At 45.1% G+C, this 26730-nt stretch carries 17 protein-coding genes; 5 read left to right on the top strand and 12 right to left on the bottom strand.

Features of this window, described 5'->3' with window-relative positions:
- Position 1: 1 nt before the first annotated feature.
- From AC3CKG_RS13450 to hemL, 10 genes are all read right to left on the bottom strand, one after another.
- Positions 2–1723 (bottom strand): glycoside hydrolase family 9 protein, encoded by a 1722-nt coding sequence (locus AC3CKG_RS13450; RefSeq protein ID WP_488528470.1) that lies wholly within the window; start codon positions 1721–1723, stop codon positions 2–4.
- A 97-nt stretch (positions 1724–1820) separates the two neighbouring features.
- Entirely contained in the window at positions 1821–2816 is a 996-nt protein-coding gene (locus AC3CKG_RS13445; RefSeq protein WP_017108741.1) for an ABC transporter ATP-binding protein, read from the bottom strand.
- An 87-nt stretch (positions 2817–2903) separates the two neighbouring features.
- The gene (locus AC3CKG_RS13440; protein WP_017106919.1) at positions 2904–3887 is read right to left on the bottom strand and encodes an ABC transporter ATP-binding protein; all 984 of its coding nucleotides are present in this window, start codon (positions 3885–3887) and stop codon (positions 2904–2906) included.
- Between the two features lie 2 nt (positions 3888–3889).
- Entirely contained in the window at positions 3890–4915 is a 1026-nt protein-coding gene (locus AC3CKG_RS13435; RefSeq protein ID WP_065110823.1) for an ABC transporter permease, read from the bottom strand.
- Between the two features lie 2 nt (positions 4916–4917).
- Entirely contained in the window at positions 4918–5904 is a 987-nt protein-coding gene (locus AC3CKG_RS13430) for an ABC transporter permease (protein WP_004734532.1), read from the bottom strand.
- Between the two features lie 169 nt (positions 5905–6073).
- On the bottom strand, positions 6074–7756 hold the full coding sequence (locus tag AC3CKG_RS13425) for an ABC transporter substrate-binding protein (RefSeq protein WP_017106921.1): 1683 nt from the start codon (positions 7754–7756) through the stop codon (positions 6074–6076).
- 709 nt (positions 7757–8465) lie between these two features.
- Positions 8466–11855 carry a response regulator gene (locus AC3CKG_RS13420; RefSeq protein ID WP_076672229.1) on the bottom strand — a complete coding sequence of 1130 codons (3390 nt, stop codon included), beginning with the start codon at positions 11853–11855 and terminating at the stop codon, positions 8466–8468.
- A 216-nt stretch (positions 11856–12071) separates the two neighbouring features.
- Positions 12072–13094, bottom strand: coding sequence for a 16S rRNA (guanine(1207)-N(2))-methyltransferase RsmC (gene rsmC / locus AC3CKG_RS13415; protein WP_017108745.1), 1023 nt, complete (start codon positions 13092–13094; stop codon positions 12072–12074).
- Between the two features lie 110 nt (positions 13095–13204).
- Positions 13205–14290 (bottom strand): AI-2E family transporter, encoded by a 1086-nt coding sequence (locus AC3CKG_RS13410; protein WP_017106924.1) that lies wholly within the window; start codon positions 14288–14290, stop codon positions 13205–13207.
- Positions 14291–14610: 320 nt separating this feature from the next.
- On the bottom strand, positions 14611–15918 hold the full coding sequence (gene hemL / locus AC3CKG_RS13405; protein WP_017106926.1) for a glutamate-1-semialdehyde 2,1-aminomutase: 1308 nt from the start codon (positions 15916–15918) through the stop codon (positions 14611–14613).
- Positions 15919–16214: 296 nt separating this feature from the next.
- On the opposite strand from hemL, the gene erpA reads away from it, so the two are divergent.
- The 3 genes from erpA to AC3CKG_RS13390 all read left to right on the top strand — a co-directional run bounded on the left by erpA (position 16215) and on the right by AC3CKG_RS13390 (position 21142).
- Entirely contained in the window at positions 16215–16556 is a 342-nt protein-coding gene (erpA, locus tag AC3CKG_RS13400) for an iron-sulfur cluster insertion protein ErpA (protein ID WP_004734539.1), read from the top strand.
- 343 nt (positions 16557–16899) lie between these two features.
- Positions 16900–18024: an efflux RND transporter periplasmic adaptor subunit gene (locus AC3CKG_RS13395; RefSeq protein ID WP_488528469.1), complete on the top strand. Its 1125-nt coding sequence runs from the start codon at positions 16900–16902 to the stop codon at positions 18022–18024.
- 10 nt (positions 18025–18034) lie between these two features.
- The gene (locus AC3CKG_RS13390; RefSeq protein ID WP_488528468.1) at positions 18035–21142 is read left to right on the top strand and encodes an efflux RND transporter permease subunit; all 3108 of its coding nucleotides are present in this window, start codon (positions 18035–18037) and stop codon (positions 21140–21142) included.
- Between the two features lie 77 nt (positions 21143–21219).
- Here AC3CKG_RS13390 and shyC read toward each other — a convergent pair whose 3' ends face one another.
- Positions 21220–22509: a peptidoglycan DD-endopeptidase ShyC gene (shyC, locus tag AC3CKG_RS13385; RefSeq protein ID WP_488528467.1), complete on the bottom strand. Its 1290-nt coding sequence runs from the start codon at positions 22507–22509 to the stop codon at positions 21220–21222.
- Positions 22510–22638: 129 nt separating this feature from the next.
- Here shyC and tyrS point away from each other — a divergent pair, with 129 nt between their 5' ends.
- Positions 22639–23826 (top strand): tyrosine--tRNA ligase, encoded by a 1188-nt coding sequence (tyrS, locus tag AC3CKG_RS13380; protein WP_017108750.1) that lies wholly within the window; start codon positions 22639–22641, stop codon positions 23824–23826.
- A gap of 439 nt (positions 23827–24265) precedes the next feature.
- Entirely contained in the window at positions 24266–25111 is an 846-nt protein-coding gene (locus tag AC3CKG_RS13375; protein ID WP_102279534.1) for a magnesium transporter, read from the top strand.
- A gap of 126 nt (positions 25112–25237) precedes the next feature.
- On the opposite strand, the gene dacB is transcribed toward AC3CKG_RS13375, so the two are convergent.
- Positions 25238–26671 carry a serine-type D-Ala-D-Ala carboxypeptidase gene (gene dacB, locus AC3CKG_RS13370; RefSeq protein ID WP_488528466.1) on the bottom strand — a complete coding sequence of 478 codons (1434 nt, stop codon included), beginning with the start codon at positions 26669–26671 and terminating at the stop codon, positions 25238–25240.
- Between the last annotated feature and the right edge of the window lie 59 nt (positions 26672–26730).

Raw genomic sequence — 26730 nt, 5'->3', positions numbered from 1 at the left:
ATTATTGCTCCTTACACTGTGCTAAATGATTGAATTGGGCTGCGGTCGCCAGTAGGTACCACGCGCCATGAGGAATCCATTGTTCGCCCCAACGCCAGTTTTGGAGCATGTCATCTTTTTGCGCTGGTGGATTGAATGCGATGTCTTGTTCATCGTCAAAGCCCGCTGTGATGCCATTGCAGATCCCGCCTTTGGCATTGAAGAAACCAAGCTGTGGTAGGTAGTCTGGGTTGTTATGACCGTGACCATCGAGCATGCACATGTGGTAAGGATTCAATCCTAAAATCCAATCAAGGCTGTTTTGTGACAGCTGGATTAAGCGCTTTTTAAGATCGGCATCTTTAATATGTGGTTGAACTAAGTACGCCATGGTCGCAATTGAGCCAAGACGTGCGTTTTCACCTTGCCACCAGTAGCCAGTTTCGTTTTGTTGAGCGACAAAGAAGGCATCGCGCTTATCACTATCGACAGACTTAACGTACTGTCTTGGGTAACCAAATGGATTGATAACTTTGTCGGTAATATTGATTTCGAAGTGACATGCTTGTTCAACAACGGTGCGAGCTCGTTCTTTCAGCTCTGTATCGGTTTCATTGTCGATGTATTCGCACAGGGCTATCACTGGTAATCCAGCTTCAGCAGCGTGGAAGTATGGGCGAGAGCCATCAGCATTAGCTGACCAAAAGTGCTCAAATGAATCATCAGATTGCTGACGTGCGATCAAGCGGCTCGCCCAAGTTCTTGCTTCTGAAAGGTATTGTTCGTCTTGTGTTACTCGGTAAAGCTCATTGGCTGCGAGTAGGGCGCAATACTCATCGATGATGTTCTCTTCACCATCATTTAGGTATTGCAGGTTGTACTCTTTTAGGTGCCAGTAACCTTTCGCGGCTGTATCAAGATAGGTTTGGCTAGAGTAACTGCCAGAGGTGTCAAGCTCAGAAGCTGAGGCCAATGCAGCAATAGCAACACCGGCACCTTGTCGATAGCCCGCCTGTAAGTCGGTTGATTTATGGCCTTCTTGAGTGGCATAAGCGCAGATGTCGCGCTGATTGATATCTTTGCTCCACTTATCGAATACCGTCATATAGAAGTATCCCGCGGCGTCTTGCATGCGCACTAAGAAGTCCGCACCGAATAGGGCTTCTTCCGTCAAACGGGTCATGGAGAATTTCGGGAAGTCTGGATTATTGCAGGTTAAGCGCACGCTTTTGAGCATGTTCCAAACAACCATCGGAATCTGTTGAGGATTGAGGTAGTTACCATAAGATAGGTGGCTAAAATACTTGCTTACATCGCCCGATGCGTCGTACCAACCGCCATGAACATCGACGTATCTGTCGGTACCTAGAATCTGTGCTTGTTGATCTTTTTTGTCGAAAGTGCCGCCACAACGTTGTGACTTAAAGTAATGAAGCACGTCAGAAAACGTGTGGTTCATTAATAGGTTGCTACCAATCTCAAAGACTTCAGAGCGTAGGTTGTCAAAACGTAGATAGTAGCGACCAGCTTCTGTGAATGAACTGAAATCAATTGTGAAGAATTGCCCTTGATGCCAATTTGCTACGCGGCCTTGCTTTACAACATCGAAGTTACCCACGGTAATATGGTTGTCGGCACATACCAAAAGTGCAGTCGTACTTGATAAGCGAGCTTTCTTCGTTTGCAGGATAGCCTGCTTTGGAGCCGTGGATTCGTAGCCAATATGGTTGGTCAATAACAGCATCAATGTTCTCCAAAAGTCCTAGTTTCTTATGGCTAGGTACCTGAAATTTTTTAGGATAAATAGTTAGGGTCCGCAGACCCTAACGGGCATTTATTGCTTAGCTTTCGTGTAGGTAACAACGCACAAAGTGGTTATCTGCGAGTTGAGTGACACCCGGTAATTGCTCTTTACACTTGTCCATTGCGTGAGTACAGCGGCCTGCAAATGGGCAACCTGCTGATACTGGTGTCCAAAGAGGTATCTCGCCTTTGTTACCTGCTAGTTGGTCGTGGATAGATTTCTTAGGGTCTGGAACCGCAGAAACAAGCAGTTGGGTGTAAGGGTGTTGAGGGTTCGCAATCACGTCATCGGTATCGCCCCATTCCACCATGTGTCCAACGTACATTACGGAAATATCTTCAGCGATGTAGCGAGCCGTTGCGATATCGTGAGTGATGTAAAGCAGAGACATTTGCTTCTCAAACTTCATCTCTTCCATCAGGTTCAAAACACCAGCACGAATCGATACATCAAGCATCGATGTTGGTTCATCGGCTAGTACAACCTCTGCACCTACCGCGATGTTACGGGCTAGGTTGACACGTTGACGTTGACCACCTGAAAGTTGGTGAGGGTATTTTTCTGCTGTTGCTTGCGGCGGTACTAAGCCCACTTGCTCTAGAAGATCGTACACACGTTCCTGTAACTCTTTCTTGTTGCCTGGAGATACTTTTTTGTGGATCAACAATGGGCGAGCAATGTGGTGGAAGATGTTATGTGTCGGGTTCAGGGAACCAAACGGGTCTTGCCATACCATCTGCACGCCTTCACGGTAATGCATAAGATCTTTTCTGCTTGAGATCTCTTGGATATCACGACCTTTGTATTCGATCGTGCCGCCCGAAGGCGCGTACATTTTTGCGATCATTTTTGCTGTTGTTGATTTGCCTGAACCAGACTCACCAACCACAGCTAGACCACGGCTTTTGTACATCTTGAATGACACGTCGTTAATCGCACGCATCATTGGGGTTTGAATTGTGGTACTGCTTATTGGGAAGTCTTTTACGACATTCTTGCCTTCTACCAATAATTGACCGAAATCTTTGCTCATAATTGTCTCCAGAATCCTTATTCGCTTTGCTTGCATTTTGGCGGTCGAGCCGCCTTATTCGTTATTCACGCTGAATCAGCGTGCAAGCTATAGCTTCCTTTGTACTATTGGGTCACCGTACAGGTGGCAGTTAGACAAATGTCCCGGTTCGATTGAACGCAGCTTGGTTGGCACCTTGGTACATGTTTCATGCACACGGTCACAACGAGCTTGGAAACGACACCCTTCAGGTATCTCTAACAGGTTCAAAGGGTTGCCCGGAATACCCGTTAGTTTTGTCTTTGGCCCTGTCAGTGGTGGGAAAGAACTACCCAGCCCTTTGGTGTAAGGGTGGTAAGGGTTTTCTAGAATATCTTGAGAGTTTGCGACCTCGATAAGCTCACCTGAATACATGATGCCGATACGGTCAGAGAACTCGACCATCAATGACAAGTCATGGGTGATGAACAGGATTGAGAAACCAAACTCTTCTTTCAGTGCATAGATCTTTTGTAGGATTTCACGTTGAACAACCACATCAAGCGCGGTCGTTGGCTCATCCATAATGATCAACTTTGGGTTCAATGCTAAAGCGATAGCAATAACCAAGCGTTGGCGCATGCCGCCAGAGAATTGGTGAGGGTAGTCACTCAATCGGCTTGGGTGAATATCTACGATTTCAAGTAGACCTTCAGCGCGTTGCTTAGCTTGCTCACGAGTCATGTTGGTGTGACGCATGATTACGTCACAGAACTGCTCTTCCATTGGAAGTACAGGGTTGAGTGCGTTCATCGCACTCTGGAATACCATCGACATCTCGCTCCAGCGGAACGACTGCATACGTTCGTCACTGTATTCAAGGATGTTCTCACCATTGAAGATGACTTCACCACCACTGATGTAAGCGGGCGGCTTATGCAGACGCATAAGAGAGAAAGCGACTGTTGATTTACCACAACCAGATTCACCAGCTAGGCCAAATACTTCACCTGGAGCGATGTCGAAACTTACGTTATTACACGCGCGCACATCGCCAGACTCTGTTATGTAATCCACGCATAAGTTGCGGATAGAAATTAGTGGTTCAGACATGATTATTTATCTCCGCTCCAAAGTGCATTTTGTGGTGGTAGTTCTGGTTCACGTTCTTCTTTGTCTTGAGCTGCTAGTTTCTTCCAGCGCTTCATGCCTTTGTGAGAACGCAGTTGCGGGTTAGCAATTTCATCGACAGCGAAGTTAAGTAGAGCAAGACCAGTTACAAGTAGTGTCAGTGCGATACAAGGAGCCAACAGTTCCCACCAAGCGCCAATCAGCATTGATGAAGAGGTTTGAACGTTGTACAGCATGATGCCCCAGCTGATTGTGTTCGGGTCACCAAGACCTAGGAACGAAATCGTAGCTTCCATCATGATTGCGTACATCACCGAACCGATGAAGCTTGCGCCAACGATAGAGATAAGGTTTGGCAGAATCTCAACGAAGATGATGCGGAATGAAGATTCACCCAAAACTTCAGCGGCTTTTACAAATTCTTTTTCACGCAGTGCCAAGGTTTGGGAACGAACAACACGCGCGCCCCACGCCCAGGACATAAAGCCGATAACCAAGGTTATGGTGAGTGGCCCTGCCTCACCGATAAAGGCTGCTACTACGAACAGCAATGGGTATTGAGGGATTACCAGCATGATGTTCATTGCGGCTGTTAGAACGTCATCGACACGGCCACCGAAGTAACCCGCAGAAACACCAATGACAGTTGCTAATAAACATACGGTAAGGCCCGCACCAAAACCTACAGCCAGAGACACACGTGCGCCGTATACCACTTGTGACCAAACGTCACGACCCATACGAGTTGTCCCTAGTACGTGGTCTGCCTTCTTAGACATGATAAGTGTACGGCGGTCGTCTGCTAGGTTTTGAGCAACCCAGCTATCCGGGTTCGTTTGTGCAGATTTAACGACAAAGCCAGGGTATTCGTGTGGATTACCAGTACGCTTGTCTGGTACATGTTTGGTGATCAATGGAGCTGCAATAGCACCAAGAATAAAAATACTTAGGATGATGACACCGGTCAGGGCCATCGGGTTACGCCAAATGAGTTTTAGAATATCTTTCATGATTATTTACCACCCTTACGAAGACGAGGGTCAAGAACAACGTAAAGCATGTCTGCAACTAGGTTAAAGAACAGCATGAATAGCGTCATGATAAGCAGTTGGCCTTGTAATACTTGGTAGTCACGAGCGTTAATTGCGTTGAAAAGTACGCTACCAAGACCTGGGTAGTTAAAGATGATTTCGATAATTAACTGACCACCGATTGCCATACCTAAAGACATTGAAAGGGCCGTCACACTTGGTAGCATCGCGTTACGAGCTGCGTAATTGAATACCACTCGGTTTTCGCTAAGGCCTTTGCCTTTCGCCATTGTGATGTAGTCTTCTGCGAGTAGGTTGATCATGTTGTTACGCATGTTGACTAGGAAGCCACCAATTTGAACAACCGAAGCACATACCAGAGGTAAGAAAGCGTGGTAAGCAACGTCTTTGATGAATGCCCAGCTTGTCCAGTCAGGTATCGTACCTGCGGTATAGGCGTAGCCGGTTGGGAACCACTTCAAACCAATTGCGAAGGTAAATAGTGCAAGCATGGCAATAACAACTTGAGGAACGGCTTGTAGAATAAGCATTCCTGGAGTCACAAAGGCATCGTATTTGCTGCCACGTTTCCACGCTGCAAAAATACCTAGGATTGAACCAATAGAGAAAGAAAGAATAACTGCGGTGCCAGCTAAGAAAAGCGACCAACCGAATGCGCCACCTAACAGTGTGTTTACTGAAAGTGGGTAGAACTGGATTGATGTACCAAGCTCCCAGCTTAGAATGTTCTTCATGTATGCGCCGTATTGAACCAGTAAGCCGCCATCAACGAAGCCTAATAGTTCTTTCATTGCAGCAATACGCTCAGGAGTAACTTGTACAGAAGCGTTCGCAAACATCATGGTAACCGGGTCACCAGGCATTGCTCTTGGAATAATAAAGTTTAACGTCGCTGCAACTAATAGCGCGACAAAATAAAATGACAAACGTCTTAAAAAATAACCCATAACTCACACCTTACTCACCCAGATTGTTTCCCTGTTTCTGGATTCAGGTCGCTCCTAGCGAAATTTGGAACGAAAAATCCCCTGACGACTAGCGCCATACTTTCAATAGATAGTGTGGGGATTTTTATAAGCGGCGTAAGAAGTTACGCCGCAAAGATTGAACGATTACTTATTTAACTGGTTTTAGGTCCAGTACATGAAGTAGACGCTCTGGAATACCAGCCCAAATGTTTGGACGGCCTTTTGGATTTTCTTCGTTCCACCAACCAGTGAAGCGAGTTGTGTTGTATTGGTACATGTAAGCACCAGACATCACAGGGATCGTCACTTGGTCTGCAGCGATGATTTGCTGAATACCGTGTGCGATATCTAGCTGTTCGTTCTTGTCAGCTGTTTTGTAGAAGCTGTTTAGAAGACCATCTAGCTTGTCGTTTTGGTAGAAGTGCATCGCGAAACGAGGCATACCATCACCAGATTGAAGTGATGAGTTGTAAGCACTGTTCCAGTACGTGTATGGATCCGCACCGTGGAAGTAGTTTGTGTAAGCTACGTCGTATGTACCTTCAAGCATTGCTTGGTTGTACACAGAGAAGTCAGGCGTACGAGCTTTCGCTTTAATGCCGATTTCGTTTAGCTGTTCTACCGCTAGTTGAACTGTGTTGTTGAAGTCAGTCCAGCCATTTGGCGATTGGATCATTAGTTCGAAAGACTTACCAGATGGAGTATCAACAAAACCATCTTTGTTTACATCTTTGAAGCCAGCGTCAGCAAGAAGCTTCTTCGCACCTTCAGCATTGTAAGTGTTGAAGCCTTTGTACTTGTCGTGAGTTTTTTCATCAGACCAAGCTTCAAATGCGTAGCCAAGACCTGATGCGAAATCGTTCACAGTACCGCCACCGTAGAATGCGATGTCGATGATAGTTTGACGGTCAAGAGCCATAGAGAAAGCACGACGGAATTCAACGTTGCTCAATGCTTCATGCTTCGCAGCATCAGGGTGCTTGAAGTTAACTATGAATGCTTGTGTACCTGCTGGCGGGTACCAGTAGTGGTGTTTAGGGCTAGCTGCAGCGTATGTACGATCGATATCTGGAACGAAAGAAGACGTCCAGTCCATTTCACTGTTTACAACTTTACCTAGGAACTGGTCGTTGTTCGCAATTTGTGGAACACGTAGACAGTCAACATCTAGGTTGTCTGCATCCCAGTAGTTCGGGTTAGCACACTGGATGTATAGCTGAGCTGTAAACGTATCGATTTCTGTAAACGGACCAGAACCTACTGGGTTCTCATTGGTAAACGTTGATGGATCTTTAACGTCTTTCCAGATGTGCTTAGGTACTACTGGTACTTTAGCAATCTCGTAAGGTACGTTCGAGTTAGCTTCTGTTAGGCTGAACTTAACTTGGTAGTCGTTCAGTTTTTCTACAGAAGTTACCCAAGAGTTGATACCAGATTGGTCAAGCTCTGGCTTCTCTTTTACAAGGTTGAAAGAAAAAACAACATCATCAGCAGAGAAAGCTTCTCCGTCAGACCATTTAACACCCTTACGAATGTCGAAAACTACGCTCATCAGGTCATCTGACATTGTGAAGTTTTCAGCTAGACGGAACACTGGAGTGTTACCGTGCATTTCGTTAAATACTACTAGCGGCTCATAAAGGAAGTCGGTTGTAGTATGTAGGTTAGTAGCACCAAGGTACGGGTTAAAGTTACGTACGAAGGTAGTGTACTCTTTCGGGTGAATAGTCAACTCACTGCGTTCTGCAGCTGTTGCTACTGATGCAAAACCTGTTGTAGCAGTTGCAATAATTGCTGTTGCTATTGCTGTTTTTTTTATATTGGCAAGCATAGCTGTTCCTTACTATTTGCTTTCATTTCACTAATGGATTGAATGTTATCTGTCGCTAATTGGTTAGTAGATACACACTCTAGTTAAAGGCCTACCTCTTCTTCGTTGCTCCAGATTTGTTGCTTCTTCTGAGAAGTGGTAAGAGTGGCCTGTAGGCCTTTGGCAGGAGTAAGAAAACACCTTATCGATGAATTAATCAAACTCGTTTCCCGTCAAAAACGTTAAAAACACATAACCACACGTCATTAACGTCAAAAATGGCCAGTTTGGTGGTTTTTTACGCGCAATTGTTAAGGTGATGTGACTCGCATTTGATTTTGCAAGGATGCTTTATGGTTAGTGGTTACTTACATTTTGGGCTTTTTATTATAAGGCCTTAACGTGTGTTGGTGTAATTGTAGATCTCGGTCACTTGCCAGTTTTACGTTAAATTTCCCTAGAAAATTAAATCTGCCGTTCTGTTGTGACTCGCTTCTCAAACTGCAACAAAGAGTCAGAGGAATGTGAAATTCAGCCAAGAATAAGCTTTCAAATAGCGATTGAACTGATGATTGTTTAAGCTTGAGTAACGTGTCATTTCGCTTGTTTAACACAGTGAAATAAGTGTGTTTGAATAGACATTATTGTGCTTTGTTCGTGAATGATATTCACAAAAAAGCCCACGCTAGGTGGGCTCCATTATTTACAGTATCGTGATCTTACTTCAGGGTTAGCTGGTCAGTAGTTTCTGTAGTTTATCCCTTAGCATCTCAATATGAGTTCTTTCTGGTGTTTGTTCTTTACAGTGCTCAAGTATGAATTCGATAGAGCTCAATACCGTTCGCCAGCGAGGCGTTTTAGGTAAGGTTTCAAAGCGTAGGTATTTATCTAAGGTGCGAGTTTGCAGCGTACTTCGGTCTAAATAAACACGCCACAAGCCACTCTTCTCTGCGAAAGCAAACTTTGTTTCACCAGTGACTGACTCCCAATAAATGATCGCATTGGTCATCGCCTCAACTAACACTTCACGCATTAGCTCTTGTTTGTTTTTACCTTCACCTGTTGCCTTATCAGCAAGGCGAGTAAATTCTCCACCGAGTTCTTTCAGTTGTTGCAGTTTATCTTTATCACCTTCAAAGGCGTAGCTTGAAAGCGCCTCAACCGCCGTTTCAAGGTTATTGATACGGTTTGAGTTAACGCCACCACCGACATTGAAGATATACATGGTATCGAGCCCTGAACCTTCAGGTAGTTTAAGAATGTCACTTGGTATGCGCTGACGCGTATCATCAATATAGATATCGATGTCACCACAGTAGTGTGCTTGCTCCACCTTAAGGTATTTAGGTGCAATGATCTCATCGGCCATTGATCGCTTAAGTTGCTCTTGCCCGCGCCTAAACAGCTTGGCAGCAGCTTCGTTAGCAAAGCGAATACGTTGGTCTTCTCGAATACAGATGATGGCTTCTGGTGCTGACTCTAATTGTTCTAGCAAGCGTCCTTGAGTTTCTAGTAAGTTCGCTTCAACCATAGCTCGGTGTTTGAGCTCCAGTTGCAGTTGGTCATTCTCAAGGCGTCTCTGCTCAGCTTTACTTGCGGATAAGTGCGCTGTGATTCGAGCTGCCAGTTCCTGTTTGTTAAACGGCTTGGACAAGTAATCATTGGCACCTGCTTCAAAGCCACGAACACGGTCTTCTGCTTGATTAAGAGCTGTGAGCATGATGATTGGCAATTGTGCGTGGTCATATTGCTTACGCAGTGCTTCACAAACCTGATAGCCGCTCATGCCCGGCATCATGATGTCGAGTAGAAGTAATTCGGGTTTCTCTTTCTCAATCAACTCGATGGTTTCTGGGCCGTCACATGCGGTGCGCACTCGATAACCTTCCAATTTCAAGAAGCTGTCTAGCACTCGTAAGTTCACCGGCTCATCATCAGCAATTACTAACAGCGGGCCATTCGGGTCTTCACTGATAGCGCTATTTTCTTGCTGAGTGTTATCAATCAAATCAGGCGCTTGGAAGTGTGAGTAGCTCCCTGATTCATTGTAACTATCCAATTCTTCTTGAGTAGCTAAAGGTAATGTAAAGCTGAAGGTTGTTCCAAGCATAGGTTGGCTACTTACGTACAGTGAGCCACCCATTAGCTCGATCAGCTGACGACTAATGGACAACCCAAGACCTGCACCTTGGCGATAGTTACTTGAATCTTGTCCTGCTTGAATCAGTGGTTCAAAGATATGTTCTAGGTATTCTGCCGGGATACCTTGTCCTGTATCGACAACTTGTACTCGAATGTTGTCGTCGATAACGCTCGCAGAGATAACAATTTTACCTTCGGATGTGTACTTAATAGCATTGCCGACCAAGTTATACATCACTTGTTCCAGTCGTTGAGGATCAGACGAGACTAACCCTAAGTCACTTGGCACTTGGTTGATAATACGGATCGGTTTGTTGCCTAGCAGGTGATGAGATAACTCAAGCACTAAGCTGGTGGCCGCAGACAAATCCACGGCTGATTTCTTAATATCTAAGCTGCCGTAGCGCATCTTGTGGTAATCGAGCAGATCATCAACCAAGGTTGCCAATCTCTGACCACTATTGATGATGATATCCAACTGGTACTTCTGGTTGGCAGGAATAGGGCCGTTTGCTCCAGATATCAGCGCCTCAGCAATACCAACCATGCCATGCAGTGGGGTTCTGAGTTCATGCGAAGTCGTCGCCAAGAATTCATCTTTCAGTTTATTGGCAAGCTGTAACTCTTCATTTTGTTTTTGAATCGTTTTGAGGTTGTCCTCTAACTCATCATTTTGACTTTTAATCAGCAGCATTTTTTCACGAATCGAACGCTGCATCCTTTCAAAGCTGACCGCTAGGCGACCTATTTCATCTTTACGCTCGGTATTGATCATCGTTTCGTCAAGATCGCCCGCGGAGACCTTCTCGGCGGCCCAAGTGAGCTTTAACAATGGCGAGGTGATGAAGTTCGATAAGTAGTGCGATGCAACGACCACAAGAATGATCGCCGTCAGCATCACAATCACGAAGATCTTTTCTAATTGATGAATGCGAGCAAACGCCTCTTTTTCTGGAAGCTCAACGACGAGAGCCCAAGTTGCGTACTTCAATTCAATAGGGGTGTAAGCGGCGATGATCGCCTGATCGAGAGTGTTGTCAAACGTGCCTACTGCTGTTTCACCTGCCAGAGCTTTGTCGACAACATCTAAGCTCAGGTTAATCGATTCTTGAGAGTGAGCGAGGCTACGAGGTAAGTGGTCACTACCAACAAGAAGTGTTTGAATGTTTGAGCTTTTGTTTAGATCCGCAATAAGCTTGGTAATGCCGTTAATTGGCAGTCTAAACATCGCATAGCTGTGCAGATAGCCTTGTTGAACAATTGGCGCACCTAACCATGCAGTCTGTTTACCGTTCTCGTCTTTAAAGTCTGAAACGATAACTGGCGTATAGTCTTCATTAGATTTACGTTTTTCTCTTACGTCTTTTGCTAGTCGTTGAAAGGTAAGGCCTAGATTTGAATCTTTATATTTACCTGTTACTAAGTTGGTACCGTAATCATCACGTTTGAATACGGAATAAGCGACGTTACCATTAATATCGACCAGTAAAATGTCATCGAAATCTGAACGCTTAAGCAGTTCTTGGTATGAGTTATGGTAGCGCTTATGTAGCAAGCGATAGCGTTCACTTCCAATGAAACTGCTCGATTCAGGTAGGATAGATGTTTTGATTTGATCGCCTGAGCCTTGAATGTAGCGCTGTTGAGCATTGCTGCGCGCTTCATCAATATCTAAGCCGAGTCGTTGAAAGGCATTGATTAAACCGTAGAAACGTCCACCACTGGCATTGGCTAGCTCAGAGCGAACGAAGCCCATCACTTGCGACTCTTGCGCCTGTAGGTAATCGACGATTTGCTGCTGCTTAGTATCACGGACTGAAACAAGGTGTGAAGTACTTTGTTCCTGAAGATCCTGACTGTGCGATTGGAGGAAAAAGATCGCGATAAGTGTCACTGGGGTAATACTGAGGACGAGAAACGCCAACATTAAGGTATTTTGAAGGCGCTTAAACTTCTGCTTTCGATAGAATCTAAACATAAATTGGGTACTACTTTCCTTTGATGTACTGCTAAAAGGGGCGAAAACAAGTACAGAGAATAGAATTAATGGGTTCCAATTTAACGAAATTAACGAGTTTTTTTACTTTGACAAGTAAGTGGTATTTAAAGCGTGTGCAAAAGCTCATTTTTATAGAGTTTTGATAGAAATATGAACAGACAGCGCAGAATATGACCCTGCGCTGTGTTAGATGGGCTACTTGTTTGCGTGGTATATCGCGAATTTAGTGGTCTTATTTAGAGTCGCGCATTTTCCAAACGCTTGTTCAATAATAGGTATGTATTTTAAGAAGCTGTTTGCAACAATAATCATCTCACCAGAGCGCTTCAGGTGCTTTGGTGCCTGCGCTAGCAGAGTTTCCGTTGCGCTGTAGCTTGTGTCTAATCCTGAGTGGAAAGGCGGATTACTGATGATGAACTGATAGTCTTTAGACGTATCAGAATAAACATCAGAAGCGAAAACTTTGCCCGTTAGACCATTGGCTTCGAGGGTTGCTTGGCTTGATGCGACTGCGAACGCGCTGATATCACACATTTCTAGCTCGATATCAGGGTTACGAGATGCCATAACCGCACCTAACACGCCTGCACCACAACCAAAATCCAGTACTTTGCCTTTTAGTTTTGGCAGAGTATCCAGCAGAAGTTGACTACCGACATCGAATGCACCGTGGCTAAATACGCCAGGAAGGCTTTTAACGGTAAGTGATTGCTCGTCAATACTAACTGTGTAGGTTTTAAACCAATCTTGTAGGTTGAACGCTTGCGGTTGCTCGAAGCACTGACCCCAGTAGAAAGAACAACGGCGCGCTGAATCGTATTTTACGACCTTGCCATAAGGGGCAAACATTTTCTCAATGCTTTTCACGCCTGAGCGATTTTCACCAACGACAACGATTTCAGTATCTTTACCTAATTTCGCAAACAGCATCGCGAGTAAGAACTCAGCTTCCGCTTTTGCTTTTGGCCAATACAGCATCACCAAGTCAGCTTTGGTTTCTTCGGTGAACTCAGCACCGTAAAAACGTTGAATAGAGCTGCAGTTATCCAATTGGCGGTAATAGCTGTAATTAGACGTATACACGGTGACAGATTCACAATGTTTGGCTAACTCAACAGGGAATAAGTCTTCTGCCTCACCAGCAACTAAAACATGTTTGCCTTCAAAGTAGGCGAGTTGACGCTGAGCAATCTGGCTTGGGGCAATGTAGGCGGACATAGGACACTCTATTGAATCGTTAGCAAAAAATGAGGGCGGATTTTCGCATAATCCGCCCAAAGCTTGAAGTGTTTAATACTCGTTCGCCAACCAAGTTGACGTTGACTAGGTTAACTCTTGTCTTGCTGGTTCAAAAAGTCTTTAAACTCTTCATCGTAAATATTGAAAAGGACGATCGTAATAGCAAAGATTAGTGGGCCGTAGATCAGGCCGATTAAGCCAAACAATTGAATACCACCCAATAATGAGAAGAAGATCATAAGGGTGTTCATGCCAGCGCTGCCCTGCATTAATAGCGGGCGCAGTAGGTTATCAATCGAGCCCACAATCGCAATGCAGTATACCGTTAGGAAAATAGCCCAAGTGGTATCGCCTGTTAGGAATAAGTACGTGGCTGCTGGAATCCAGATAAGCGCAGTACCAACCACGGGAATAAAGGATGCGAAGCCCATCATCGTGCCCCAGAATAGGCCAGGGAAGCCCGCAATCCACATACCTAAGCCACCCGCAAAACCTTGCGCTATTGCGGTTAAAAATGAGCCCATCACGGCTGATTTAGAAACCTGCTCAATCTCGGTTAGCAGTTTGTCTTCTTGGCTGCGAGATAAAGGCAAAATATGACGAACCACACTGATGATTTTGTCGTGATCTCTTAATAAGAAGAACAAGACAAACAGCATTAAGAAAAAGTCCATTAAGAAGTTGGTCGCATCACCAAGGATCTTCGCACTAATACCCACAAGTTTTGAACCAAAGCTGGTGGCAAATTCTGCGACTTTTTGGGCTATTGCTTTCGGTTCGATGTTGTCAAAAGGTAGATAATTGTTCACGAACGATAAAGCTTTCACGACTAAAGGATGCTCAAACAAGGTTTGAATGCCGCCGTGTGTTACCCATTGATATGTATTTTGCGAGAATAACGAGCCTTGCTGCACGATGGCTGCAAATACCGCCAATAAAGGGATGACGATAATGAAAGTGAGGATGACACAAGAAAGTAGAGAGACTACGTTCTCTTTATTCGGTATCTTCTTTTCAAGCCATTCGTGAATTGGAAACATCAGTAACGAGATGATGAATGCCATTACTATGGAATTTACATAAGGCTCGATAAGTAAGAAACAAGCATAAGCCGCCGCGAGTAGGGCAATGATAATTACCCAGTGGCTTGTATTGATTTTGAGTTTTTCTGACACAGTAATGGTCTCTATATTGGCGTTCTGAGTTTATAATGGCTGCAAAACAGAGAGTTAGCAATGAGGAGTTTGCATTATGGGATGTTGTGGTAAAGATAAGAAATGCCAAGATGAAGAACAGCAAACAAAAAAAGAGATCCCTTGGTTTCGAATGTTTCTAGGCACCATTATGTTGCTGGTTTTTCTTTTTTGGGAACGTTAACGACTTTTTAGTACAGGGCTAACCTGTGTCGTTGAGGTATTTACCTTAGATGCACTGAACCAAATACTAAAAAGGGCTGCAGTAATGCAGCCCTAAATTCAAACGCTTAGCTAAATCGTTAGCTGTTTGATTCGTTGCTTTCTGCAGCAATAATAGCGAAACAGCGATCGGCTGCTTCTAATGTTGCATCAATCTCTTTTGAACCGTGAGCAAGAGACGTAAAGCTTGCTTCGAATGCTGATGGTGCAAGGTAAACACCGTGTTTTAGCATTAGGTGGAAGAAGCGCTTGAAGCGTTCTACATCACACTTGGTTACATCTTCGTAGCACGTTACTGTTTCTTGATCCGTAAAGAAGAAACCGAACATACCACCAACTTGGTGCACGAGCATTGGGATGCCGTGTTTATCTGCTAGGTGTTTGAACCCGCTTGCTAGCTGCTTAGTTTTCGCAGCAAGACGCTTCTCGTTGCCTTCTTCTCTTAATAGCTTCAGACATGCGTAGCCAGCTGCCATTGCAACAGGGTTACCAGAAAGCGTACCTGCTTGGTAAACCGGACCGGTTGGTGCGATGTACTGCATCACATCTCTACGACCACCAAAAGCACCCACTGGCATACCGCCACCGATCACTTTTCCAAGACATGTTAGGTCTGGCTTGATGTTGTAGTAAGCTTGAGCACAACCTTCAGCAACGCGGAAACCTGTCATCACTTCATCAAAGATCAGCAACGCGCCTTCTTGGTCACAGATTTCACGTAGACCTTCGTGGAAGCCCTCTACTGGCGGGATGCAGTTCATGTTACCCGCTACAGGCTCTACGATGATACAAGCGATCTCGCCTTTGTTTGCTGCGAAGATTTCACGTACAGAATCTAGGTTGTTGAACGTTGCTGTTAGTGTCAGCTTAGCAAAATCAGCAGGAACACCTGGAGAGCTTGGTTGACCTAACGTCAATGCGCCAGAGCCTGCTTTTACAAGTAGGCTGTCTGCGTGACCGTGGTAACAGCCTTCAAACTTAAGGATCTTGTCACGACCAGTGAAGCCACGAGCTAGACGAATCGCACTCATTGTTGCTTCTGTACCTGAGCTAACCATACGCAGCTGTTCCATTGATGGAACCATTTCAGATACTAGCTCAGCCATTTTGATTTCAGTTTCAGTTGGAGCACCGAAACTCAGACCACGTTGCGCTGCATCAATAACAGCTTCACGGATAACCGCGTGGTTGTGACCTAGGATCATTGGACCCCAAGAGCCAACGTAATCGATATATGCTTTACCATCAGCATCAAAAAGAAGTGGGCCGTCAGCTCGCTCAACGAAGATTGGAGAACCACCTACACCGTTAAAAGCGCGCACTGGAGAGTTAACGCCACCTGGAATAGTTTGCTGTGCCTTTTGATACAGTTCTGCTGATTTGGTCATTGATATATCCTCTTTTGACTGTCGGACCAATTGGCTCGCATTGTACCTATCCCGAATCCAACTAGGAATGCTTTCGCCGATATAATCCCCCGAATCTGGTTGTTTTGTGTGGTTACACGTTTTAATTGTCAGATTCTGGCGAGTTTACAACAGTAAAAGGACCGATCCTGTGGTGAATACTTGAACGTTTCAGTCAGGTATTAGATAATCACCAGAATATAAGAAAATACTCAACAACTATGGTCTCGAATTAGATTTGTATCATGTTGTTTTTGACACAGGTAAGAGAGGTTGTCGTGAGCGAAGTAAATATCCCATTGTCTTTTTCTGATGCAGCAGCTACCCGCGTACAAACGCTAATTGCTGAAGAAGAAAATCCAGAACTAAAACTACGTGTATACATTACAGGTGGTGGTTGTAGTGGTTTCCAGTACGGCTTCACATTTGATGAAAAAGTAAATGATGGCGACACTACCATTGTAAACAGCGGTGTAACGTTGGTTGTTGACCCAATGAGCCTACAGTACTTAATGGGTGGCATGGTTGATTACACTGAAGGCCTAGAAGGTGCTCGTTTCTTTGTGAATAACCCGAACGCTACAACAACATGTGGCTGTGGTGCTTCATTCAGCGTATAGCTTGAACTGAAAAAGCTGAAGTTACATTAGAAACACTGTAAACGCCGAACCTATGTTCGGCGTTTTTGTGTTTATAGACTCCTCAAAAAGCCGCAGTAAGTTAAGCCTGACGGTCGACCGCTTGGCTTTTTCTTCGAAATCAGTACTTACCTCGGCATTTAACCTGTTATTTTTCAAAGTATTCCCTTCATTTTTAGTACACGGCATATTTTTTAAACTGTCGATAACGTCCAACTTCGTTTGGTTTTGGTCTGTTAAGGTTATCTCTGTGCATATGGAAGTTGCACATAACCGTGTTAAGCCAATTAGCGCGCCTTAATTACATCGGACAAAAGGATTTGTTATGCCCACTCTATTTGCTAACTCACCACTTTTTCAGAAATTGAAGCAACCGTGGCTGGTTTCTCTGACTCTAGTCGTGTTGTTGTCTGTCTGGCTTGGTTTAGGAGTGGGACAAGCTGAAGAAGCGCCTGAAAAAAAGGCGACAGAAATTCCGTTGGCTAAGGTTTCCTTTCAAACATTCAGCTCATCACCCACCTTCAAAACAATTGACCTCTATGGACGAACTGCGCCCGACAGGCATGCCCGGTTGGGAGCGGAAGTCGCGGGTAAGGTCGTCCGGCTGAATGTTGTTAAAGGCGATACGGTTAAAGCAGGACAAGCCATTGCTCAGATTGATAAAGGCGACTTAGAGATCCAGCTGGAGCGAGCATCTGCGTTATATCGTTTGAAGCAAAAGGAATTTAAAGCAGCGCAGTCTTTGAAGAAAAGAGGGCTGCAAGGCGAGATAGCCTATACCACCGCAGAGGCTTCACTAACGGAAGCAAAGGCCATGAAGCGCAATGCGGAATTGGCTCTAAAGAACACAGTAATCACATCACCTTTCTCTGGTGTGGTTCAAGACTTGATGGTGGAACTGGGCGATTTCGTTGGCGTTGGCGACCCTGTCGCTGGTGTGATTGACCTCGATCCTTTGGTTATTGAGGCCGATGTCAGTGAGCGCCATATTCAGCATTTGCTCGTCAATCAATCAGCTTTGGTTCGCCTATTAGGGAGAGAAGAAGCGGAAGGTCGGCTGCGTTACGTCTCTCGAATCTCTTCTGCCTCAACCAATACCTTCCCCATTGAGATTGAAATCGACAACTCAGATGGCCTGTTACCTGCTGGTGTCAGTGCCGAAGTAACCCTCAATCTAGAAACGAGAGACGCTATCAAAGTGACACCTGCCATGTTGGCACTGGATGAGGCCGGTAATCTAGGGGTCAAAACTTTGGTTTCAATTGATGATTCACCAATCGTGAAATTCGTCGGCATTCAACTGGTGAAAGCTGAGCAAGATGGAGTGTGGCTCACGGGGTTAGGTCAGCGTGTCGATATCATCACGGTGGGGCAAGGTTTTGTTCGTGATGGTGACTCGGTGGTTGCTGTTGAGCAAGGCGCTGAACTCTCTAACGTAACTGCTCAGTAGGAGATAACCGATGTATTCAATTATTGATGCAGCCTTGTCTCGCGCTCGAACAATGCTCTCCCTTTTGGCACTCATCTTGGTCGCAGGTGTGATTACCTATATCACGATACCCAAAGAATCGAGCCCAGATATCACCATTCCAATTATCTACGTTTCTGTTGGGCACCAAGGTATTTCGCCAACCGATGCAGAACGCTTATTGGTTAGGCCGATAGAACAAGAGCTGAGGTCAATTGAAGGCGTAAAAGAGATGACTGCAACCGCAGCAGAAGGGCATGCCTCTGTTGTGTTGGAGTTTAACGTTGGTGTCGACCTGACTAAAGCTATGGCGGATGTGCGTGATGCGGTTGACCTTGCCAAACCAAAGCTACCAGAAGACAGTGACGAGCCGACTGTCAATGAGGTGACGCTCGCGTCTGAGCAGCCAGTGTTGTCAGTTGTTCTGTTTGGTACCGTTCCTGAGCGCACCATAGTGCAAATTGCTCGAGAACTTGGGGATAAGCTCGAAAGCTATCGCCAAATTCTAGAGGTCGATATTGCAGGCGATCGCGATGACATTGTTGAAATCATCGTTGATCCGTTATTGATGGAAAGCTACAGCCTAGATCAAGCGGATATCTATAACTTGATCGCTCTGAATAACCGAGTGGTTGCGGCAGGTTTTGTAGATACGGGCTACGGGCGTTTCTCTGTCAAAGTTCCTTCGGTGTTTAACTCTCTAAAAGACGTGCTTGAGCTACCAATTAAAGTCGATGGTAAGCAGGTCGTGACTTTTGGTGATGTGGCCACGGTTCGTCGAGCGTTTCGAGATCCAGAGAGTTTTGCTCGTTTAGATGGTAAATCAGCGGTTGTCTTGGATATCAAGAAGCGAGCGGGTGAAAACATCATTGAAACCGTTGAGCTAGTCAAAGCCGTCATGGCAGGCGCTCAGCAGCAAGCCGAGTGGCCAAATAACCTGTTGGTCAAATACACTTGGGATGAATCTAAAGATGTGAAGATCATGCTCAACGATCTTCAAAACAATATATTGTCCGCCATCATTTTAGTGGTGATCGTGATCATCGCTATTCTTGGTGTGCGAACCGCATTATTGGTCGGAATTTCAATTCCTGGATCATTCCTCACGGGGTTACTAGTTCTATCGGTATTTGGTTTAACCGTAAACATAGTGGTGCTGTTCTCATTGATCATGGCGGTTGGGATGTTGGTTGATGGGGCGATTGTGGTCACCGAGTTTGCCGACAGACGAATGCAAGAAGGGGAAGGGCGTAAAGCAGCCTATCGAGATGCAGCCAAACGAATGGCATGGCCGATAACAGCATCCACGGCTACAACCTTGGCGGCATTTGCTCCGTTACTGTTTTGGCCAGATGTGACAGGCGAATTCATGAAGTTCCTGCCATTAACGTTGATTGCAACCTTAACCGCTTCATTGATTATGGCGTTGTTGTTTGTGCCTGTATTAGGTGGTTTGATTGGTAAACCTCAATACGTATCGCCCAAAAGCCAAGCGCGAATGGTGGCACTGCACAACGGTGATTTCTCACAGGCGACTGGCTTAACCAAGGCTTACTACCACACGCTTTCGCTTGCGATTAAACACCCATTTAAGATTCTCTTCAGTGCGATATTACTCGCGGTTGCAGTTGGTTTTACTTATTCAAAAGCGGGTCTAGGTGCTGAGTTCTTCCCAGAAGTTGATCCGCCATTCTTTAACGTCAAAGTTCGTTCTCATGGTGATCTTTCTATCCAAGAGAAAGATGTCATCATGCGCGATATTGAACAGATGATGCTAAATCATGATGAGCTCGATACTGTTTACACGCGAACGGGTGGGGACGACCAGATTGGTTTGATATCGATCACCCCTGTGGATTGGCAATATCGTCGCAGTGTTAAAGCGATCATTGATGAGTTAAAGGTACAAACTGATCAATACGCTGGGGTCGAGATTGAATATAAGTTTCCAGATGCAGGACCTCCGGTTGAAAATGACTTAGTGATTGAGCTATCTGCCAAAACGCCTGAGCAGCTCAATCAGGCGGCTAAGATCGTAAGAGGTTGGGCGGATGGTAATCAAGCACTGACTAATATCAGTGATACTGCAAGCAAAGACGGCATCGATTGGAAGGTGGATATTCGCCGAGACGATGCCGCGCGTTTTGCGGCTGATGCGACCTTGGTCGGCAATACCGTTCAATTTGTCACTAACGGACTAAAGATTGGTGACTACCTGCCAGATGACTCATCAGAAGAAGTCGATATCTTGGTACGCTACCCAAGCGATAAAAGAGATATCGGGCGCTTTGACCAGTTAAGAGTCAAAACACCGGCTGGCCTTGTTCCGATTACCAACTTCGCGCAGATTGTTCCTGACCATAAGCAAGACACGATCAAACGCCTCGATGGTAAGCGAGTCGTGAACATCATGGCTGATATGGAAGAGGGCTATAACCTTACCCTTGAGCTGCCAAAGATCGAACAGTCGCTGAGTGAGTTAGGGCTACCGAGTAGTGTCGAGTTTCGTATCCGTGGTCAGAATGAAGAACAAGAAAACTCTTCAGCCTTCTTACAAAGTGCATTCATGGTTGCTCTTGCGGTAATGGCGTTGATTCTGATTACTCAGTTCAATAGCTTCTATCAAGCGTTCTTGATTCTTAGTGCGGTGTTGTTTTCAACGGTTGGTGTGTTTGTCGGTTTACTTATCTTCCAACGTCCGTTTGGCATTGTGATGTCAGGTATTGGGGTGATAGCACTAGCTGGTATCGTCGTGAACAATAATATCGTGCTGATCGATACTTATAATCAGTTGATTAAACGAGGCTTGGATAAGCGAGATGCGATTCTAAGAACTGGTGTTCAGCGTTTAAGGCCAGTGATGCTTACTACGGTTACTACCATATTAGGCTTGATGCCGATGGTATTAGAGATGAACATCGATCTGATTAACCAAAAAATAGAGTTTGGTGCCCCGAGTACCCAATGGTGGTCGCAACTTGCTACAGCAATTGCGGGAGGGTTGGCATTTGCGACGGTACTAACCTTGGTGCTGACGCCTTGCTTACTGATGCTAGGGCGAGACAAGAAACCCGATATGATCCAAAGCAACGACGGTTAAAGATAAGTCCTAGTTCGACGGAAATAAAAAGAGCGCCTTGGTGGGCGCTCTTTTCGTTGGTTTATATGGCTATTAGTCTAATTAGTCGCTAGTAACTGGCCGTATCGCTCAAGGTTATTCAGTCGAATCTCTGAGTTCGCAATAAACGTTGCTTTTGCTTTACCGGTTAACGACTTAGATTGAGGCAATTTCACGGTACGCGCATTCTTATGTACGCCATTGACCAAGAATTCATAGTGTAAGTGCGGGCCAGTCACACGGCCTGTACCGCCCAAAGTACCAATGGTTTGGCCTTGTTTTACGCGCTGACCTGTTTTTACCATGCGTCGCTTCATATGCAGGTATTTGGTGATATAGGTGTTGCTATGGCGAATGAACACGTAGTTACCATTGAATTGGTTGTAACCCGACTTCTGAACGATACCGTCACCTGCCGCCCAGATAGGTGTGCCAACAGGGGCAGCGTAGTCAGTACCGCGGTGAGCTCGAACCTTACCGGTTACTGGGTGTCTCCTGGTAGGATTAAAGTTCGATGTCACACGACGAAAGTCAATTGGTGAGCGCAAGAACGCTTTCTTCATTGCTCGACCATTTTCATCGAAGTAGTTGCCGCTCTTATCATCTAATACCGCGGTAAATGAGTCGCCTTGGTTTTTGAATACGGCTGCCATGATCTTACCGCGACCAACTACTTCACCTTCAACCACTTTCTCTTGGTATAAGATTTTGAAGCTGTCGTTCTTACGAATATCTAACGCAAAGTCGATATCCCAGCCGAAGATGCCCGCTAGTTCCATGATTTGGTTTGCGGTTAGGCCAGCGCTAACGCCTGCATTCCAGAAGTTCGAGGTAATGTTGGCTTCAGCGTAATTGTATTGGTAGGCAACTTCTTTCTTGTCGATGCTAGAGGTAAAAGAATCGCCAGACTTCGTGATCTTGAAGCTTTCAAATGCACTAAGTTGTCGTTTTAGTTGAATAAGGTCGTTGTTTTCATCAAAACCGAATTGCAATACATCGCCAGGTCTTAGGTTAGACAGCTGCTTCTTAATATCGTTATTGGTATTGAGTAGCGTGATCAGCAAGCGGTATGAGAGGCCAATACGTTCGAATAAAACAGAGGTGCTTTCGCCAGAACGAACGGTGTATTTCTCCCAATTAAGCACAGCCGTCGGCGGCGCGTCACTTGAGCTAACAAGCGCGGATGTATTGATAGTCAGTGGGTAATGTTTCCCCACCACTAAAGCGCCCGTATCGTCACGCAAACTGCTGACATCGGGGAGTAAGAAAATCGCGACGAAAATTACGGCACTAAAAAATGCGATAAAAGCCCGGTGCAAAATAGGAAGGCGTGCAAAAATAGACAACATGTTCCGGTTCGTTCTGTAAATATTATGAAAATCGACGACGGAATAGTGTAACTGGTTTCAAAATACATCGCTATTCAAGTAAGATGTCTAATTATTATATTTTTGCCAAATCTGTGGGAGTGAACAAGAATGGCGAGTATTGAAGCTGCACTAGCCGAGATCAAACGTGGCGTAGAAGAACTGATTCCAGAAGACGAACTGATTGCTAAATTAAAAGAAGGTCGTCCTTTACGCATTAAGCTGGGTGCCGATCCAACCGCTCCAGATATCCACCTAGGCCATACGGTTATCTTTAACAAGCTTCGTGCTTTCCAAGAGCTTGGTCATGAAGTGACATTCCTTATCGGTGATTTCACTGCAATGGTTGGTGACCCATCTGGTAAGAACTCAACGCGTCCACCGCTAAGCCGTGAAGACGTATTGAAGAATGCTGAAACTTACAAAGAGCAAGTATTCAAGATTCTAGATCCTGCGAAAACGCAAATTCGTTTCAACTCTGAGTGGTTATCTGAGCTTGGTGCTGAAGGCATGATTCGTCTTGCTTCTAACCAAACTGTTGCTCGTATGCTTGAGCGTGATGACTTTAAAAAGCGTTACGCTGGTGGCCAACCGATCGCAATCCACGAATTCATGTACCCACTTCTTCAAGGTCACGACTCTGTTGCACTAGAGAGCGATGTTGAGCTTGGCGGTACTGACCAGAAGTTTAACCTTCTCATGGGTCGTGAACTGCAAAAAGCTGCCGGTCAAAAACCACAAGCGGTATTAATGATGCCACTACTTGTTGGTCTAGACGGCGTTAAGAAGATGTCTAAGTCTGCGCACAACTACATCGGTATCAGCGAAGCACCAAGCGAGATGTTTGGTAAGATCATGTCTATCTCTGACGATCTAATGTGGAGCTACTACGAGCTACTGTCTTTCCGTCCACTTGAAGAAGTTGCGGAACTGAAAGCTGGCGTTGATGCAGGTAAGAACCCGCGTGACGTTAAAGTTCTACTGGCTAAAGAGATCATTGCTCGTTTCCACAGTGAAGCCGATGCTGAAGCAGCTGAGCAAGAGTTCGTTAACCGTTTTGCTAAGAACCAAGTGCCAGATGAAATGCCTGAATTCGAATTCGAAGCAGGTCTACCAATCGCTAACGTTCTAAAAGAAGCAGGTCTTGTAAACTCTACTTCTGATGCGATGCGTATGATCAAGCAAGGCGCTGCTAAGCTTGAAGGCGAGAAGATTGAAGACAGCAGATTCGTACCTGAAGCAGGTACTGCAGTTTACCAAGTAGGTAAGCGTAAGTTTGCTCGTATTACTATTAAGTAATAACGCACATCAATAATTGAAAAAAAGGCATCCACGGATGCCTTTTTTATTCCCCCTTATTTATTGACAGAAAGTTGACGAAGTTTTTGAGCGTGCATTGCTACACTGTGCGCGCTGTCATATTGACAGTAATTCTGGAGATTTTTATGAACAATACCGACCATCCTCCTAGTTTGAATGGAGAAGAATAACCTGTCTCGGTATTGATCTATTGTCCTGCCGTTCAGGTAGGGTATCTTTGTTTTTCCCCCTCATTCTTTTCCACACACTAGATTCTAACAAGTAGACACATTATCGCTTTAAGTTGTTGATATATTAGCTTTAAGTTTTTGGTGCGCCTAGCTATACGCTCTTGATATACGAGTTATATGTTCTTGGTGTACTCGCTATAGGCTATTTGTTTTGATGGTCGTTACCTTTGCCAATCGGGAGATTCGCCATGACGGTAATGAACAACACTTTTTTATCTATTGAAGCTCTGTACTCAGAGAAAGACATCCAAGCGGTATCTAATGCCTTTCAACAGTACGGACGTGAGCAACAAATTAACCTTTTGAACCGTATGCCACTTGAAGATGCGGTGTTAGTGCTTGGGCAATGTTCTCTTAGTACGATTCAGACTTTACTTAGTGAGTTAGAAGAGCAGGGCTTTGAGAAGCGCTCTCGACATCTAGCTCACCAACTAGGGCTGATCTACTCAGAGGTTGAACCGCAACAAGGTTACCTTTCAACTGGAGTACTAAGCCACGTAAGGCAACGTATCGGTTGGATTATTGCTTTAGCGCTGCTGGGTATTGTCTCTGGGCTTATCATTGCTCAGTATGAAGATATCCTTAGCCAGCTAGTACTTCTGGCAATCTATATGCCGGTGATCGCTGCTGCAGGGGGTAACACCGGAACACAAGCCGCGACTCTGGTCATCAGAGCCTTAGCCACAGGGGAATTGAAGAAACGCCAGTGGGCGAACGTTCTATGGAAAGAGCTTAGAGTCGCGATTTGCTTAGCACTTGCGATCGCCTTAGTGATGATTGGCCGCATCTTACTGTTTAGTGACAACCAATCAACGGGTGGTTATGACATTAATATGATTGCTTACGCGATTGCTGTCGCTCTGTTTATTCAAGTGACAATATCAACCGTGCTAGGCGCTGGGTTACCGATTGTTGCTCGGTTATTTAAGTTAGATCCTGCGGTGTTGGTGAGCCCTGTTCTCGCTTCGATAGTGGATATTTCAGGGATGTGGATTTACTTCACGGTAGTGAATTCATTCCTCGGTATCGCTTAGCTCCTATACAAATAGGCACCTATAAAAATAACTAAAAACACCTTAGAAACAAAAATGGCGCTGAAGATTCAAGATCTTCAGCGCCATTTTTTATTGTTTAATTGACCGCTTACAAGAAGCTAGCAGCTACTGAGATTTGTTCTGTGTTTGACTAAACTCGACCACATCATTGTAGAAAGCGCGTTCGAACTGAGTGATCGGTGCTTCCACTGGTCTGTCAGGATCTGGCTTGTCAGGGAAATAATCACGAACAAACTGCACGAAGATCGAATTTGGATTACCTGATTTATCTAAACCAAACCCTGCCATGTTGTAACTGCCGTATAGAGAGCCGCTTTTGGCAATGATGTTGCCTTGAATCGGAGTTTTTCGCATGCTTTGACGATACTTAAGCGTTCCATCGGTGCCTGACGTTGGCATCGCATCAATTAGGTTGAGTTGTTGATCGTTTTCCCAGATATAACGAAGCACCTGTGCCATGGTTTGCGAGGTCATTCGGTTATTTCTCGATAACCCTGAGCCATCGACTAATTGCGCTTTGCTGAGATCGATGTTGGCCTTAGTCAGTAAGATCTGCTTTATCGCTTCAGTGCCGTTATTGAAGCTGCCCGGTTGAACATAAAATGTCGCACCCAGCGTTTTAGTTAGATTATCTGCTATTAGATTGTCTGATTTCTTCAACATGGTATTGAGCAGTTCAGGAAGCTTTTCTGAATGGTGGCTCGCGACTAACGTCGTTTTGTTTGCTTTAGCTTTTTTACCCACAATCACATCGCCTTTAACTTGGATTTTTAACTCTTGAAGCAGTGATGTCACGACTTGGTAGGTATAAAGCTCTGGATTTTGAATCGCGAATTTGAGCGGCAGTGGTTTCTTACGCTCAACTAAGCAACCAGAGAGCTTGTAAGCGTTGTCCGGAGTCGTCATGAGCTCTAAGTCGCATTGTGTGGCCTTTTGCCCTGAGCGAGTCACGGTGGCTGCGGTGGTTGTCACGTCTATCGGATAATGAGCTGGAATATATACACGTGTCGAACCGTTATCTTTTGTATAAATAGAGGCTTGTGCGCAGTTGCTATCTAAGGTCATTGCACTAGAAGGCGCGCTGTAACAAACGCCTAGAATGTCCCAAGGCCACCCCACAGCTCGCTGATAGCCCGTAAAAGTCGAGTTATCTAGGTATAAGTTGCCCTTGATGGTTCTGGATTGAGATTTTGCGTATTGAGCCAAAAGGCTTTTAAGCTGTTCTCGTTGGAGCGTTGGGTCACCGCTGAATGAGATCACAACATCATCATTAGAACGAGCTATGTTGGTCGTGTAGTGAAAGTCATCCCCCAATTCCAACTTAGCCGCTAAAGCTGTAACCAGTTTTAAAGTGCTGGCTGGTGGATAAAAGCCATCACTGTTGGTATTCATTTCATTTGAACGGCCACTTAAAGATTCTAAGATCAGACTTGTGCTACTGCCATCGGGCAGTTTATCTAAAGGGGCGTATGCAAAAGCGTTAATTGAGAAAACGCTAATGGAAAAACTACATAGAAGTAGTGTGGATAGAAGGCGCATAGAAGATTTTCTTGGATGGCTGATTTTTTCAGTATACAGATATAAAAAACGCCCGCTAG

This window comes from Vibrio sp. QJM3NY_15 (assembly GCF_057785995.1).
Note: the sequence above shows the minus strand (reverse complement) of the source record. Positions and strands in the feature narration are given on the sequence as shown.